This is a genomic window from Fluviibacterium sp. S390, assembly GCF_049800695.1.
GTDB lineage: Bacteria > Pseudomonadota > Alphaproteobacteria > Rhodobacterales > Rhodobacteraceae > Meridianimarinicoccus.
On the sequence record NZ_JBNAFN010000004.1, the window covers coordinates 126,372 to 141,811 of the forward strand.

Genomic DNA, 15,440 nt, shown 5'->3' on the forward strand with positions numbered 1-15,440 from the left:
CCATGGCCCAGATCGTCATCCGGAACCTCCAGAAGAATTTCGGCGATTTCACCGCCGTGCGGGAAAGTTCCTTCACCATCGAAGACGGTGAGTTTTTCATGCTGCTGGGCCCGTCGGGCTGCGGCAAGACCACGACGCTGCGCATGATCGCGGGGCTGGAGCTGCCCACTTCCGGCGAGATATTTCTCGATGGCGAAGAGATCAGCCAGCGGCCGCCGTCCGAACGTGACATCGCCTTCGTGTTCCAGATGTTCGCCCTGTATCCGCACATGAACGTGCGCAAGAACATGAGCTATCCGCTGGTGTCGCAAGGCATGCCGCGCGCCAAGGTGCGCGAGAAGGTGGCCGAAGTGTCCAAGATCCTCGGCATCGAGGATATCCTTGACAAGCCGGTGGGCGGGCTGTCGGGCGGCGACCGCCAGCGCGTGGCGCTTGGCCGGGCCATCGTGCGCGAGCCCAAGGCCTTCATGATGGATGAGCCGCTGGGGGCGCTGGACGCCGAGTTCCGCGAACATATGGCCGAGGAGTTGCGCGCCCTGCACGACCGCATGGAGGCAACCACGGTCTATGTCACCCACGATCAGCTTGAGGCCATGCAGATGGGCGACAAGATCGTGGTGATGAACAACGCGGTGGTCGAGCAATTCGGCACCCCGCAGGAAATCTACGACAAACCCGCCACCATGTTCGTGGCCAATTTCATCGGCTCGCCGTCGATGAATTTCCTCGACTTCCAGGGCAAGGTCGGGCCAGGGGCGACCCATGTGGGGCTGAACGGCCATGACACCCAGGTGCCGGCGCTGCGCGAAGGGGCCGAGGGCGATCTGGTCTTCGGGGTGCGCCCGGAACATGTGCGGCTGTCCGACGCCAGCAATTACCGCGCCCGCGTGCTGGCCACCGAATATCTGGGCACCACCCAGATCCTGACGCTGGAAACCGCCAACGGCGAGATCAAGGCGCGGATCAGTGCGGCGACAAACGTGCAGCCCGACACCCATGTGGGGCTGGATTTCAAGTCCGAAGCCGTCACCCTGTTCGATCGCGGCAGCGGGCGGGCGTTGCGCTCGTCCCTGAATGAAGGAGTGCTGTCCCATGGCTGAGGTCACGCTGGAAGGGATCTCCAAGGCGTACGGCAAGACGCAGGCGGTCAGCGACATCACCATGACCATTGCCGATGGCGCTTTCGTGGTGCTGCTGGGGCCGACCGGGGCGGGCAAGACCACGACCCTGCGGCTGATCTCGGGGCTGGAAAAGCTCGACACGGGGCAGATCACCATCGGCGGGCGCAACGTCGGCACCGAGACCCCGGCGCAGCGTGACGTGGCGATGGTGTTCCAGCAGTATTCGCTTTATCCACACATGACGGTGCGGGAAAATCTGGCGTTCCCGCTGCGCTCGCCGATCCTGAAGACGCCCGAGGCCGAGGTGACCGAAAAGGTGCGGCGCATCGCCGAGGTGCTGCAGATCCCGCACAAGCTGGACAACAAGGCCACCGAACTGTCGGGCGGCGAGATGCAGCGCGTGTCCATCGGCCGGGCGCTGGTGCGCGATCCGTCGATCTACCTGATGGACGAGCCGCTGAGTTCGCTGGATGCCAAGCTGCGCGCCGATCTGCGGGTGGAATTGAAACGCATTCACGCCGATCTGGGCTCGACCCTGCTGTATGTGACCCACGACCAGATCGAGGCGATGACCATGGCCACCCATATCGGGGTGCTGGAGGAAGGCCGTCTGGTGCAATACGGCACCCCGCGCGAAGTCTATGAAAACCCCGCCAGCATCTATGTGGCCAGCCGACTGGGCTCGCCCCGGATCAACGTTCTGCCGTCGGATCTGTTTGCCGGAAGCCACAAGGGGCCGCTGATCGGGTTGCGCCCGGAAAACATTCGCGAAGGCAGCGAGGGCGTCGAGGCGCGGGTGATCCGCGCGGAACACCTGGGCGACCAGACCCGCCTGCATCTGGAGCTTCGGGGCCATGCGATCACCACGGTGATCGACGCCCACGAAGATTACACCGCTGACACCACGATCAAGATTAGCCCGCAGGCGCCGCTATATTTCAGCGCCGATGGCGCCCGTGTATTCTGAGGGAGGACAGACATGGCACAGTTTCTGAACGCCAAGGAAAATCTGGTGACCGAGGCCATCGACGGCCTGCTGGCAGGCTCGGGCGGGGCGTTGTCGCGGCTGGATGGCTACCCGCATATCAAGGTGGTGTACCGGTCCGACTGGGACCGCTCCAAGGTGGCGCTGATTTCGGGCGGCGGCTCGGGCCATGAACCGGCCCATGCGGGGTTCGTGGGCAAGGGGATGCTGACCGCGGCGGTTTGTGGCGAGGTCTTTGCCTCGCCCTCGGTGGACGCGGTGCTGGCGGGCATTCTTGCTGTGACCGGGGCGGCGGGCTGTTTGCTGATCGTCAAGAATTACACCGGGGACCGGCTGAACTTCGGGCTGGCGGCGGAACGGGCGCGGGCGCTTGGCCGCAAGGTCGAGATGGTCGTGGTCGATGATGACGTGGCGCTGCCGGACCTGCCGCAGCCGCGCGGGGTGGCGGGCACGCTGTTCGTGCACAAGATCGCCGGGGCCATGGCCGAGGCCGGGGCCGATCTGGCCAGTGTCGCGGCTGCGGCGCGCGACGTGATCGGACGGGTGGCCAGCATCGGCATGAGCCTGGACACCTGCACCGTGCCCGGCTCGCCCAAGGAAGATCGCATCGCGCCGGGCAAGGCCGAACTGGGGCTGGGCATCCACGGCGAGCCGGGGGTCGAGCAGGTCGAATTCTCGACCGCCATGCACGCCATGGACACGGTGATCGAAAAGCTGCGCCCGCGACTGGGCGGCGCCAACAAGGTGGCGCTGGTCAACAACCTGGGCTCGACCACGCCGCTGGAAATGTCGGTGCTGACCCATGCGCTGACCGAAAGCGGCGCGGTGGGTCATCTGATCGGCCCGGCGCCGCTGATGACCTCGCTCGACATGCACGGGTTCTCGGTCTCGGTGCTGGATGCGACCGAGGCCGAATTGCAGGCGCTGGCCGCCCCCGTGAACCTGCCCGCCTGGCCGGGGATGGCCGAACTGGTGCCGATCCGGGTCACCCCGCTGCCCGATGGTTTAACGCCGATCAAGCCGATCCCGTCGGACAATCCGCGCACCCATGCGATCATCGAACGGGTCTGCGATCTGTTGGTCGGGGCCGAGGGCAGGCTGAACGAGCTGGACGCGAAATCCGGCGATGGCGACACCGGCGCGACCCTGGCGACGGCGGCGCGGGCGCTGAAACAGGGGCTGGGGCGGATGCCGCTGGCCGATCTGACACAACTGTTCCCGGCGCTTGGCAATGAATTGAGCCAGACCATGGGCGGCTCCTCCGGGGTGATCCTGGCGATCTATTTCAACGCTGCCGGGGACGCTTGTGCCAAGGGCGCGCCGGTGCCTCGGGCGCTGGTCGATGGTCTGACGCGGGTGTCTCAGGTGGGCGGCGCGCAAGTGGGCGACCGCACCATGGTCGATGCGCTCGCCCCGGCGCTTGAGGCCTTGCCGCAGGGCATCGCCGCCGCCGCCGCCGCCGCGCGGGCCGGGGCCGACAGCACCGCCGCGATCCACCGTGCCAAGGCGGGCCGCGCGGCCTATGTGCCCGAGGAAAACCTGAAAGGACACAACGACCCCGGGGCCGAGGCCGTCGCGCTGCTGTTCGAAGGGCTGGCCGCCGTAATGGGCGGCTGATTTCGGGGTGACGAAGCCGGACGTCCATACCGCCCAGAAACCTACGGTCAACGACATCGCGCGTGTGGCCGGGGTCAGTCTGGCCACCGTGGACCGGGTTCTGAACGAACGTCCGGGCGTGCGGCGCGTGACCATCGAGAAGGTGCAGAACGCCATCGCCGAACTGGGCTATGTGCGCGACACGGCGGCGGCCAATCTGGCGCGCAAGCGGGTCTATGACCTGCTGTTCATCCTGCCCGACAACGGCAATGAATTCGTCCAGGCCCTGCGCAGCCAGATCACCGAACAGGCCGGCAAGCTGGTCAACGAGCGGACCCGGATCTCGGTCCGGCAGGCCGCCCCTTTCGAGCCGCAGGACATCGTGCGCATCCTTGACCGGCTGGAGCGGTCCTCGACCGACGGGGTGGCGGTCTTCGGCCCGGAAACCCCGGCGGTGCGCGACGCGGTGCGGCGCACCCGGGCCCGGGGGATTGCGGTGGTGACGCTGGTGTCGGACCTGCCCAGTTCCGACCGGGATCATTTCGTCGGCATCGACAATGTTGCCGCCGGGCGAACGGCGGCGCAACTGATGGGCCGGTTTGCGCGCCGGACGGGCAAGGTGCTGGTGATCACCGGCTCGCGGTTGGCGCGCGACCATCTGGAACGGCGGCAGGGCTTCGATCTGGTGATGGCGCGGGACTTTCCGCATCTGGACGTGGTCGCCTCGGTCGAGGGGCGCGACGATCCCGACCTGATCGGGGCGCTGCTGCCACAGGTCTTTGCCAGCTATCCGGACCTGTGCGGCATTTATTCTTCGGCGGCGGGCAATGCCGGGTTGATCCGCTTCCTGTCCGAGCATGATCCGGGCGGCGACGTGGTGGTGATTGCACACGAGTTGACGCCCATGACGCGCGCCGCCCTGCACGCTGGGCTGTTCGACGCGCTGATTTCGCAGGACGCGGGCCATCTGGTACGCTCGGCTGTGCGGCTGCTACGGGCCACCGCCGATGACGTGCCGTTCAACGCCGCGCAGGAGCGTATCCGCATCGACATTCATCTGAAGGAAAACACACCGCCCTGAAGGGCGGAGCATTGGGGAGGAGACACCATGAAGACCATCAAGGGCCCGGCCCTGTTTCTGGCACAATTCGCCAGCGACGAGGCGCCGTTCAACTCGTGGGACGCGATCACGAAATGGGCCGCCGACTGCGGCTATAAAGGGGTGCAGGTGCCCAGTTGGGATGGCCGCCTGTTTGATCTGGACAAGGCCGCGGCCAGCAAGGACTACTGCGACGCGTTCACCGGGCAGGCCGCCGAAAACGGGGTCGCGGTGACCGAACTGTCGACCCATTTGCAGGGGCAGCTTGTGGCCGTGCACCCGGCCTATGATACGGCCTTCGACGGCTTCGCTGCGCCTGAGGTCCGGGGCAACCCGGCGGCGCGCCAGGAATGGGCGGTGGATCAGGTGAAGAAGGCGCTGACGGCCTCGCGCCACATGGACATCGGGGCGCATGCGACGTTTTCCGGCGCGCTGGCCTGGCCCTATATCTATCCGTGGCCGCAGCGCCCGGCCGGGCTGGTCGAGACCGCGTTTGACGAATTGGCACGGCGCTGGCGTCCGATCCTGGATCATGCCGAGGATTGCGGCGTCGATGTCTGCTATGAAATCCATCCGGGCGAGGATCTGCACGACGGCGTGACCTACGAGATGTTCCTCGAACGCACCGGCAACCACGCGCGGGCCTGCATGCTGTACGACCCCTCGCACTATGTGCTGCAATGCCTCGATTACCTCGACAACATCGACATCTACCGCGACCGCATCCGCATGTTCCACGTCAAGGATGCCGAGTTCAATCCGACCGGGCGGCAGGGGGTCTATTCGGGCTATCAAAGCTGGGTGGACCGGGCCGGGCGCTTCCGCAGTCTGGGCGACGGGCAGGTGGATTTCGCGGCGATCTTCTCCAAGATGGCCGCCAATGATTTCGACGGCTGGGCCGTGGTCGAATGGGAATGCTGCCTGAAGCATCCCGAAGACGGTGCCCGCGAAGGCGCGCAGTTCGTCACCGACCACATCATCCGGGTCACCGAAAAAGCCTTCGACGATTTCGCCGACGGCGGCACCGATGACGCGGCCAACCGCAAGATGCTGGGGATCGACTGATGGTGACAGGACGCAACGAAAACCTTGGCCGCCGTATCCGTCTGGGCATGGTCGGCGGTGGCAATGATGCCTTCATCGGCGGGGTGCATCGCATCGCGTCGCGCATCGACGACAAGTTCGAACTGGTGGCAGGCGCCCTGTCCGCGACCCCGGAAAAGGCGCAGGCCAGCGGCGCGGCGCTTGGCCTGCCGCGCATCTATGATGACTACAAGCAGATGGCGATCCGCGAGGCGCGGCTGAAGACCGGGATCGAGGCCGTGTCCATCGTCACCCCGAACCATGTGCACTATGCCGCCGCGCGCGAGTTTCTGAAGCGCGGCATCCATGTGATCTGCGACAAGCCGCTGACCTCGACCCTGGCCGACGCCAAGAAGCTGGTGAAGGCGGCAGAGGCCTCGGACGCGCTGTTCATCCTGACCCACAATTACACCGGATATCCGATGATCCGGCAGGCGAAAGAGATGGTCGATGCGGGCGAACTGGGGGCGCTGCGCGTGGTGCAGGTGGAGTATGCGCAGGACTGGCTGACACAGGACGAAACTTTCAAGCAGGCCGAATGGCGCACCGATCCGGCGCGCACCGGGGCCGGGGGCTCGACCGGCGACATCGGCACCCATGCCTACAACCTCGCCTGTTTCGTCACCGGGCTGACCGCCGAAAGCCTTGCCGCCGACATCCAGGCCTTCGTGCCGGGGCGGCAGGTGGATGACAACGCTCATGTGATGCTGCGCTATGTGGGCGGCGCGCGTGGGATGCTGTGGTGCAGCCAGGTGGCGCCGGGCAACGAGAACGCGCTGAAGCTGCGGGTTTACGGCGAAAAGGGCGGGCTGGAATGGGAGCAGGAGAATCCCAACAACCTGTGGTTCACGCCGTTCGGAGAGCCCAAGCGCCTGATCACCCGCAACGGTGCCGGGGCCGGGGCCGCCGCCGGTCGCATGAGCCGCGTACCGCCGGGCCATCCCGAGGGTTATCTGGAGGGGTTCGCCAATATCTACAGCGAGGCCGCCGAGGCGATCATCGCCCATCGCGACGGGAGCGCGCCTGACCCGGCGGTGACCTATCCCACCATTCAGGACGGGTTGAAGGGCGTGCAATTCGTGGCCGCCTGCGTCGAAAGCTCCAAGCGCAACGCCGCCTGGGTGTCGCTGGACAAGTAGCGCGTCGAGCCGGGGATCTGCGGATCGCCCGGCCCGCGTTTGCGCCGCCGCGACCGGCGCTGAGAAAGGTTTAACCTCTGCCCCCTAGGCTGCGCGCCATCCGTGTCGTCTGGGAAACTGTCATGTCGCGTCCTGAGTTGTCCATTGCTGTCCCCCCGCCCGAAAGCCTGAGTGCTGCTGCCGCACAGGTCGCCAAGGGGCTGGCCCGTCCCTCTCTCGCGCCGATCCGCCTGGCTGCCATAGCGGCCGGGATCGAAGGGCTGGTGTTGTCGGTGACCTTCTGGTTCGTGCAATACGCGGCCACCCCGGTCGCGCTGTTCCATCCCGGTATGGCCGGTCTGGCCGGGATCGGCATGGCGATGCTGGCGCTTGGGCTGACGGCGGCTTTTGGCGGCTATGCCCTGCGGGTGATGGTGGACGCGCGGCGCAGCTTACCGCGCACCCTGCCTGGATACCTGTTCGCCCTTGTGGCGATGGGCGTGGCGGGCTTGGGTCAAAGCCTGCCCGGCGGCGTGTTCTGGGCCGGACTGACCGGCTTTGCGCTGGTCCTTGTGCCGCTGCGGTATTGCCTGTCGCTGGTGGCCGACTGGGCCGTGGCCAGCGGGCTGACGGCGCGCCGTGCGGTGCTGGCGGGCGGCGGCCCCGAGGCCGAGCGGCTGGTGCGTGGCCTGTCCGAGCAAAGCGGCAACGAGGTGCGCATCTGCGGGATTTTCGACGACCGCACCGGCAAGCGCGCGCCGGACGTGGTGCTGGATGTGCCCAAGATCGGCAGTTTCGACGATCTGGTGCAATTCTGCCGGCTGGCCGAGATCGATCTGATCATCCTGTGCCTGCCGCCCACGGCAGAGGAACGGATCGGGCAACTGCTGGAGAAATTCCGGGTGCTGCCGGTGCCGGTGCACCTGAGCGCCTTCAGTCAGGATTTCAGTTTTGCCGATGCCCCCGATGGCACCGCGCTGCTGCCCGCGACCTTCCGGGCGGAGCGGCGCCTGGCCAAGCGCGTGTTCGACCTGACCCTTGGTGCGGCGATGCTGGTCAGTCTTGCCCCGGTGATGCTGGCCGTGGCGCTCGCGATCCGCCTCGACAGTCGCGGTCCGATCTTCTTCCGGCAAGAGCGGCACGGTTTCAACGACAGCCTGATCCGGGTCTGGAAGTTCCGCACCATGTTTGCCGATCAATGCGACGCACGCGGCAGCCGGATCGTCACCCGCGGTGACCCGCGGGTGACGCGGGTGGGCCGCATCCTGCGCAAGACCTCGCTGGATGAACTGCCGCAGCTGTTCAATGTGCTGGATGGATCGCTGTCTCTGGTCGGGCCGCGTCCGCATGCCGTCGATGCCCGCTCCAGCCGGCAGGAACGCTTCGCGCAGATCGTGCAGGGCTATTCCGCGCGCCACCGGCTGCCGCCGGGCATCACAGGCTGGGCGCAGATCCACGGCTGGCGCGGCGAGGTCGATGACCCCGAAAGTCTGCGCCACCGGTTCGCCCACGACCTGTTCTACATCGAGAACTGGTCGCTCTGGCTGGACCTTGCCATTCTTTTGCGCACACCGCTGAGTTTGCTGGACACAAGGCGTGCGTATTGATCCGTCCGGTGTCGTCGGGGGTTGGCCTGCCCGACTGCCCGCCGTAGGGTTTTCTCAAGGGCCGACGGGGATCGGCCCGCTGAACAACCGGGAGGTTCTTGAATGAACATGTTCACACGCGCGACCGCGGCCGCGCTGACTCTGGCCGTTTCCGCCGGTCTGTCCGCTCCAGTGGCGCAGGCCGAAGAAGGCAACTACATCCTTGCCACCGCATCGACCGGCGGCACTTATTATCCGGTCGGCGTGGCGCTGGCGACACTTGTGAAAGTGAAGCTGCAGCCGACCGAAGGGATCGGCATGTCGGCCATCAACTCGGCCGGTTCGGGCGAAAACGTGCGGCTGCTTCGCGAAAATGAAGCCCAGTTCGGCATCCTTCAGGGCCTTTATGGCCACTACGCGGCCACCGGCACCGGCCCGCTGGAAAGCTCGGGCGTGCAGGAGAACCTGCGCTCGGTCACCATGCTGTGGCAGAACGTGGAACACTTCGTGCTGGCCAGCGACAAGGCCGAAACCGGCACCGTCGCCGACATGGTGGCGCTGAAAGGCGACTCGATGGCGCTTGGCACCCAGAATTCGGGCACCATCGGGTCCAACGCGGCGCTGATGGCCGGGCTCGGGGTGGACATTTACACTGACTTTGAGCTGGTGCACGCGGGCTATGGCCCCTCGGCCGAAGCACTGCAGAACGGCCAGGTTTCGGGCATCAGCACCCCGGCCGGTGTGCCCGTGGGCGCCGTCAGCAAGCTGCTGGCCTCGGCGGGGGACAAGGTCACGTTGCTGAACTTCACGCCCGAACAACGCGCTGCCGCCGATGGCGGTCGTGAACTGTGGACCGAATACCTGATCCCCGCCGGCACCTATCCGGGTCAGGCCGAGGACGTGACCACCATCGCGCAGCCCAACTTCCTGGCCACCAACGCAGATGTTCCGGAAGAAAACATCTACCTGATCACCAAGGCGATCTACGAGAACCTTGCTTTTCTGCAGGCGATCCATCCGGCGACCAAGGCGATGGCCATCGAAAAGGCAATCTCGGGCCTGCCGCTGCCCCTGCACCCCGGTGCCGCGCGGTACTATCAGGAAGCCGGGGTCGAGATCCCCGAGCGTCTGATCGCCAAGTAAGATGGACCTGAAAACCCTGGCTCAGCATGTGCTGACTGCCTTTTGCGCCACCGTAGCGGTGGCGCATCTTTACCTCGCAATTTTCCCCGTGGTGTCCGAGTTGGAGCGCAACGCCTGGCACTTCGCCTGCTTTGCCTTCCTCGCAGCACTGCTGACACCGATGACAAAAAGCGGCCATCGGACACAGACGGCGCAAGCCATCGATGCGGTATTCGGGGCCGTGGTGGCCATCGCAGCGGTGCACCTGAGCTTTGCCGAAAACGCCATCTACGCCCGCGGCGTCAAGCTGGCGCCGGTGGATTGGGCCGCGGCCTGCATCTGTATCCTGGGGGCCATCGAACTGACCCGCCGCCTGACCGGCTGGATCATCCCCTCGCTGATCATTCTGTCCATCACCTATGTGACGGTCTGGGGCAGTTGGGTTGGCGGCGTGTTCAGCTTTTCGGGGCTGAGCTGGGAGACCGTGATCTTCCGCTCGATCTACGGCGATGACGCGATGTTCGGCTCGATCGCGCGGATCTCGTCAACTTATGTCTTCCTCTTCATCATCTTCGGGGCCTTCCTGTTGCGCTCGGGCGCGGGCGATTTCGTGATTGCCCTGGCGCGCGCCGTTGCGGGCCGCTGGGTCGGCGGACCCGGCATCGTGGCGGTGATCGCCAGCGGGCTGACCGGCACCATCTCGGGCTCTGCGGTGGCCAACACCGCCTCGACCGGGGTCATCACCATCCCGCTGATGCAACGCGCGGGCTTCCGTCCCACCTTTGCCGGCGGGGTCGAGGCCGCGGCCTCGACCGGCGGGCAGCTGATGCCGCCGATCATGGGGGCAGGCGCCTTCGTGATGGCCAGTTTCACCCAGATCCCCTATGAGAAAATCGTGGCGGTCGCCGCCCTTCCGGCGCTGCTGTATTTCCTGTCGGTCGCCTTCTTCGTGCGGATCGAGGCGCGACGCACCAACCTGCCGCCGATCCCGTCGGATGGCGAGACTCTGGGCTCGGCCTTCCGCAAGGGCGGCGCCAGCTTCGTCATTCCCATCGGCCTGCTGATCGGGATGCTGGTCAGTGGCTTCACGCCCACCTATGCGGCGGTCTTCGGCATCGTCGCGGTGATCGTGTCCAGCTGGTTCACCCAGACCCGCATGGGCCCCCGCGCCATCATCGAGGCGCTGGCCCTGGGCACGCGCAACATGATGATGACGGCGGTGCTGCTGTGTTCGGTGGGTCTTGTGGTCAACGTGATCGCCACGGCGGGTGTCGGCAACACCTTCAGCCTGATGATCGCCGAATGGGCCGGGGGTCATATCCTGGTGGCGATCCTGCTGGTGGCTCTGGCCAGCCTGATCCTGGGCATGGGCCTGCCAGTGACGGCGGCCTATATCGTGCTGGCCACCCTGTCGGCCCCGGCCCTGGCCGGGATGATTGCCGACCGGGCGGTCATCGACGCATTGGTGCAAGGGGCGCTGGACCCGGCGGCGCAAGCGGTGCTGATGCTGGCCGCGCCTGAGCGGATGGCCGAATTCGCCGCGCCCATGTCGCTTGAAGCGGCCCGCGAGCTGGTGCGCAACCTGCCGCTGGAAGTGGCCGGTCCGCTGCGCGATCTGACCGTCCCGCCCGAAGTGACGCTGGCGGCCTTGCTGTCGGCACATATGATCATCTTCTGGCTCAGTCAGGACAGCAACGTCACGCCGCCGGTGGCGCTGGCCGCCTTCACGGCGGCGGCGATTGCCAAGGCGCCGGCCATGGCGACCGGCGTGGCCAGCTGGAAACTGGCCAAGGGGCTGTACATCGTGCCGGTGCTGTTCGCCTATACCCCGCTTTTGTCGGGGGATTGGGGGGCGGCGCTTTGGGTGTTCGGCTTCGCGGTGCTGGGCATCTATGCGCTGGCCGCCGGGATGCAGGGCTGCATGGAAGCCAAGGTCGGCCCCGTGTTGCGTGTCATCCTGCTGGTGGCCGGCCTGGCCTGCCTCTGGCCGGGCGCTCCGCTGATCCAGGCGGGCGGGGCCGTCGCGGTCATCGGGCTTCTGGTCCTGAACGTCCGTGGCATGCGGGCCGCCGCCGCCGCGTAAGACCTCTTCGTGGCCGGCCGTAGCGGCCGGGCCCCGATACATAAGACCCCCAGTTGCGAAAAGTGGGTGAGCAACACCCCCCGGGCAAAGGCCAGCAGGAACATCACCGTCAGCCCCAGCACGATGGTCGGCGCCGGTGCGCTGTCGAGGAAGAATGACAGATAGGTGCCGCCTAGGGCCGCGATCAGGGTTACCACAACCGAGATCCACAGCATGTGCCCGAACCGTTTCGTCAGCAGGAAGGCGATGGCACCGGGCGAGATCAGCAGCGCAATTGCCAGGATGATCCCCACCGACGACAGGGTCGCGACGATGGTCAGCGACAGGATCGACAGCAGCCCGTAGTGCAGCCATTTCACCGGCAAACCGCTGGCCTGCGCCTGTGCCGGATCGAAGGCGTGCAGCAGCAGGTCCTTCCATTTGCCCAGCAGGATCAGCGCCACAAACGCCGAGATCAGGCCGGCCGTCCACAGGTCCTGCACGCCGACCCCCAGCATGTTGCCGAACAGGATGTGGTCAAGGTGCTGGTCGGTCTCGATGCTGGTGAACAGGATCAGCCCCAGCCCGAACATGCCCGAGAAAACTACCCCCATCACCGTGTCCTGCTTGATGCGGCTGTTGGTGTCCAGAAATCCGGTCAGCAGGGCGCAGATCATGCCCGCAGCGAAGGCGCCGATGATCAGCGGGATGCCCGCGACATAGGCCAGCACCACCCCTGGCAGCACCGCGTGGCTGACCGCATCGCCCATCAGCGACCAGCCCTTGAGCACCAGGAAATTGGACAGCAGCGCCGTCGGGATCGAGATGATCGCCGCGATCCAGAAGGCGTTCTGCATGAAGGGAAACTGGAAGGGTTGCAGCAGGGTGTCGATCATTCCGCGGGTTCCACCCGTTGCGTGGCGGTCGGCGGGGCCGGGGGCGTTTTCAGTGCTGCGGCGGCCTTGCGGCGCGCGGCCAGCATGCCGTGCTTGGGCGCAACAAAGAACGTGATCAGGAAAATCAGGGTTTGCAGCACCACGATGATCCCGCCGGTGGCGCCATCCAGGAAATAGCTGGCATAGGCCCCCAGGAAACTGGTCGAGGCCCCGATCACCACCGACAAGGCAATCAGCCGGGGGAAGCGGTCGGTCAGCAGATAGGCGGTGGCACCCGGCGTGACCACCAGTGCGATCACCAGAAAGGCGCCCACCGTTTGCATCGCCGCCACGGTGCAGGCCGACAGCAGGGTGAAGAACACCACTTTCAGCAGTCCCGGCCGCAGCCCGATCGACCGCGCGTGGCTTTCATCGAAGAACACCACCATCAGGTCCTTCCACTTGGCCAGCAGCACGGCCAGAGACACGCCAGAGATCAGCACCAGTTGCAGCGTGTCCTCGGGGGTGATGGCCAGAATATTGCCCAAAGTGATGGTCTGGATACTGACCGACATCGGCGAAAGCGAGACCATGAACAGCCCCAACCCGAAGAACGAGGTGAAGATCAGCCCGATCACCGCGTCCTCTTTCAGGCCCGAGCGCTGGTTCAGGAACAGCATCGCCCCGGCCGCCAGCCCGCCCGACAGGAAGGCCCCGAAGGCGAAGGGCAGGCCCAGCATGTAGGCCCCCGCAACGCCGGGCACGATGGAATGGCTCAGCGCATCGCCGATGAGCGACCAGCCTTTCAGCATCAGGTAGGCCGACAGAAAGGCGCAGACCCCGCCAACAAGGGCCGAGACCCACATGGCGTTGGTCATGTAGCCGTAGTTGAAAGGCTCCAGAAGCAGGCTCATCGCGGGCCGGCCCCGTCGTCATCGTCATAGAAGACCAGCGGGCGTTCATCGTCGGTGATGACATTCAGGCGGCGCGGATCGTCGTCGTCGTGCAGGTCGGCGCCCTCCAGTGTGAAGTGGCGCAGCACGCCACCGAAGGCCAGTTCCAGCTTTTCGCGGGTGAAGACATCTTCAGTGCGGCCATAGCCCAGCACGGTGCCCTTCACCAGAATGGTGCGGTCGCAGAACTCGGGCACCGAGCCGAGGTTGTGGGTGGACACCAGCATCACCCGGCCCTCGGCGCGCAATTCGCGCAGCAGGGCGATGATCTGATCCTCGGTCTTCACATCGACGCCGGTAAAGGGTTCGTCCAGCAGGATCACCCGCCCCTGTTGCGCCAGCGCGCGGGCCAGGAAGACGCGCTTGCGCTGGCCGCCCGACAGCTCACCGATCTGGCGCTGGCGGAACTCGCGCATGTTGACCCGGCCCAGGGCCGCATCCACTGCCGCATGGTCGGCCTTCGACGGACGGCGCAGAAACCCCATGTGGCCGTAGCGGCCCATCATCACCACGTCCTCGACCAGCACCGGGAAGGACCAGTCGACCTCTTCGGCCTGCGGCACATAGGCGACAAGGTTGCGGCGCAGCGCTTGCCGGACGCTCATGCCCAGCACCTCGATGGTGCCGGCGGCGGCGGGCACAAAGCCCATCAGCGCCTTGAACAGGGTCGATTTGCCCGCACCGTTGATGCCCACAAGTGCGGCGATGGTGCCGGTGGGGATCTCGAAACTGGCATTGCGCAGGGCGGTGTGGCCGTTGCGATAAGTCACCGTCACGTCGCGCGCACAGATGCCGCTGGACTGCGCGGGGGCGGTGGGGGACAGGGTTTCGGCAAGGCTCATGTGCCGTCCCCGCTCAGCCCGTTCACCACGGTTTCCGAAGTCACGCGCAGCAGGTCCAGGTAGGTCGGCACCGGGCCGTCGGGTTTCGACAGGCTGTCCACATACAGCACCCCGCCATAGGCCGCGCCGGTTTCCCGTGCCACCTGTTTGGCGGGCGCATCCGAGACGGTGCTTTCGCAGAACACTGCCGGGATCGCGTTGTCGCGCACCCCGTCGATGACCTTGCGCACCTGTTGCGGCGTTCCTGTCTGATCGGCGTTCATCGGCCAGAGATAGAGCTCGTTCAGGCCAAAGTCCCGCGCGAGATAGCTGAATGCGCCTTCACAGGTCACCAGCCAGCGCTTGTCCTCGGGGATCTCGGCGATGCGAGCGCGCAGCGGCGCCAGTGTCTCGGTGATCCGGGCCTTGTAGCTTTCCGCGTTGGCGGCATAGATGGCGGCGTTGTCCGGATCGTGTGTCGAGAAGGATGCCGCGATATTGTCGATGTAGATCAACGCGTTGTCGACGCCCATCCAGGCATGGGGATTGGACTTGCCGGCATAGGAGCCTTCAGAGATCGGGATCGGATCGATGCCATCGGTCAACGTGGCCGAGGGCACATCGCTGAGGTTGGACAGGAATTGCTCGAACCACAGTTCCAGGTTCAGCCCGTTCCACAGGATCAGGTCGGCATCCTGCGCCCGCACGATGTCGCGCGGGGTCGGGGAATAGCCGTGGATCTCGGCACCGGGTTTGGTGATCGACACCACCTCGGCGGCGTCCCCGGCGACGTTCCGGGCCATGTCGGCCAGCACGGTGAAGGTGGTCACCGCCTTGAACTTGTCATCGGCCTGCAGGGGCACGGCCAGACAGCACAGCACCAGAGCCTTGGACATCAGACGCAAACGGATCACGGGGCAACCTCTCGCTGGGGGTGATGGCGGCACTATATGCAAGCCATTCGCAACTGGCAATGCAATTGCGAATTAGTCTCAAGTTAATCCGCTTTGGGTCACCGC

At 65.8% G+C, this 15,440-nt stretch carries 12 protein-coding genes and 1 pseudogene; 9 read left to right on the forward strand and 4 right to left on the reverse strand.

All coding sequences use genetic code 11. From position 1 onward, the window contains the following. The first annotated feature begins 2 nt into the window (after positions 1–2). The 9 genes from ACP15K_RS04865 (at position 3) to ACP15K_RS04905 (ending at position 11,793) form a co-directional block, all read left to right on the forward strand. A complete protein-coding gene (locus ACP15K_RS04865; RefSeq protein ID WP_424989960.1) occupies positions 3–1,100 on the forward strand; it encodes an ABC transporter ATP-binding protein in 1,098 nt (365 codons plus the stop codon). Beyond that, positions 1,093–2,088, forward strand: coding sequence for an ABC transporter ATP-binding protein (locus tag ACP15K_RS04870; RefSeq protein ID WP_193141447.1), 996 nt, complete (start codon positions 1,093–1,095; stop codon positions 2,086–2,088). Before ACP15K_RS04865 ends, ACP15K_RS04870 begins: the two co-directional genes overlap by 8 nt. A 12-nt stretch (positions 2,089–2,100) precedes the next feature. Then, positions 2,101–3,723 carry a dihydroxyacetone kinase subunit DhaK gene (locus tag ACP15K_RS04875; protein ID WP_424989961.1) on the forward strand — a complete coding sequence of 541 codons (1,623 nt, stop codon included), beginning with the start codon at positions 2,101–2,103 and terminating at the stop codon, positions 3,721–3,723. A gap of 7 nt (positions 3,724–3,730) precedes the next feature. Continuing rightward, positions 3,731–4,783 (forward strand): LacI family DNA-binding transcriptional regulator, encoded by a 1,053-nt coding sequence (locus tag ACP15K_RS04880; protein ID WP_193141445.1) that lies wholly within the window; start codon positions 3,731–3,733, stop codon positions 4,781–4,783. 27 nt (positions 4,784–4,810) lie between these two features. Next, on the forward strand, positions 4,811–5,866 hold the full coding sequence (locus ACP15K_RS04885) for a sugar phosphate isomerase/epimerase family protein (RefSeq protein WP_193141444.1): 1,056 nt from the start codon (positions 4,811–4,813) through the stop codon (positions 5,864–5,866). Next, entirely contained in the window at positions 5,866–7,023 is a 1,158-nt protein-coding gene (locus ACP15K_RS04890; protein ID WP_193141443.1) for a Gfo/Idh/MocA family protein, read from the forward strand. The genes ACP15K_RS04885 and ACP15K_RS04890 overlap by 1 nt, the downstream gene beginning before the upstream one ends. A gap of 122 nt (positions 7,024–7,145) precedes the next feature. Further along, complete coding sequence (locus tag ACP15K_RS04895) at positions 7,146–8,609, forward strand: exopolysaccharide biosynthesis polyprenyl glycosylphosphotransferase (protein WP_193141442.1); 1,464 nt, start codon at positions 7,146–7,148, stop codon at positions 8,607–8,609. 102 nt (positions 8,610–8,711) lie between these two features. Then, complete coding sequence (locus ACP15K_RS04900) at positions 8,712–9,731, forward strand: TAXI family TRAP transporter solute-binding subunit (protein WP_193141441.1); 1,020 nt, start codon at positions 8,712–8,714, stop codon at positions 9,729–9,731. 1 nt (position 9,732) lies between these two features. Continuing rightward, positions 9,733–11,793: a TRAP transporter permease gene (locus tag ACP15K_RS04905; RefSeq protein WP_193141440.1), complete on the forward strand. Its 2,061-nt coding sequence runs from the start codon at positions 9,733–9,735 to the stop codon at positions 11,791–11,793. Between the two features lie 65 nt (positions 11,794–11,858). Here the strand turns inward: ACP15K_RS04905 and ACP15K_RS04910 are convergent. From ACP15K_RS04910 to ACP15K_RS04925, 4 genes and pseudogenes are all read right to left on the reverse strand, one after another. After that, positions 11,859–12,668, reverse strand: a pseudogene (locus ACP15K_RS04910) (metal ABC transporter permease); the annotation flags it as partial. After that, complete coding sequence (locus tag ACP15K_RS04915; protein ID WP_424989962.1) at positions 12,665–13,561, reverse strand: metal ABC transporter permease; 897 nt, start codon at positions 13,559–13,561, stop codon at positions 12,665–12,667. The gene ACP15K_RS04915 and the pseudogene ACP15K_RS04910, both read right to left, overlap by 4 nt. Further along, positions 13,558–14,442: a manganese/iron ABC transporter ATP-binding protein gene (locus ACP15K_RS04920; RefSeq protein ID WP_193141437.1), complete on the reverse strand. Its 885-nt coding sequence runs from the start codon at positions 14,440–14,442 to the stop codon at positions 13,558–13,560. Before ACP15K_RS04920 ends, ACP15K_RS04915 begins: the two co-directional genes overlap by 4 nt. Next, entirely contained in the window at positions 14,439–15,317 is an 879-nt protein-coding gene (locus tag ACP15K_RS04925) for a metal ABC transporter substrate-binding protein (protein ID WP_424989963.1), read from the reverse strand. The genes ACP15K_RS04920 and ACP15K_RS04925 overlap by 4 nt, the downstream gene beginning before the upstream one ends. Positions 15,318–15,440 lie beyond the last annotated feature (123 nt).

Bases quoted from the DNA above. Each gene is read 5' to 3' on its own strand.
- ACP15K_RS04865 (WP_424989960.1), top strand. From the start codon at position 3: ATGGCCCAGATCGTCATCCGGAACCTCCAGAAGAATTTCGGCGATTTC.
- ACP15K_RS04870 (WP_193141447.1), top strand. From the start codon at position 1,093: ATGGCTGAGGTCACGCTGGAAGGGATCTCCAAGGCGTACGGCAAGACG.
- ACP15K_RS04875 (WP_424989961.1), top strand. From the start codon at position 2,101: ATGGCACAGTTTCTGAACGCCAAGGAAAATCTGGTGACCGAGGCCATC.
- ACP15K_RS04885 (WP_193141444.1), top strand. From the start codon at position 4,811: ATGAAGACCATCAAGGGCCCGGCCCTGTTTCTGGCACAATTCGCCAGC.
- ACP15K_RS04890 (WP_193141443.1), top strand. From the start codon at position 5,866: ATGGTGACAGGACGCAACGAAAACCTTGGCCGCCGTATCCGTCTGGGC.
- ACP15K_RS04895 (WP_193141442.1), top strand. From the start codon at position 7,146: ATGTCGCGTCCTGAGTTGTCCATTGCTGTCCCCCCGCCCGAAAGCCTG.
- ACP15K_RS04900 (WP_193141441.1), top strand. From the start codon at position 8,712: ATGAACATGTTCACACGCGCGACCGCGGCCGCGCTGACTCTGGCCGTT.
- ACP15K_RS04905 (WP_193141440.1), top strand. From the start codon at position 9,733: ATGGACCTGAAAACCCTGGCTCAGCATGTGCTGACTGCCTTTTGCGCC.
- ACP15K_RS04915 (WP_424989962.1), bottom strand. From the start codon at position 13,561: ATGAGCCTGCTTCTGGAGCCTTTCAACTACGGCTACATGACCAACGCC.
- ACP15K_RS04920 (WP_193141437.1), bottom strand. From the start codon at position 14,442: ATGAGCCTTGCCGAAACCCTGTCCCCCACCGCCCCCGCGCAGTCCAGC.
- ACP15K_RS04925 (WP_424989963.1), bottom strand. From the start codon at position 15,317: ATGTCCAAGGCTCTGGTGCTGTGCTGTCTGGCCGTGCCCCTGCAGGCC.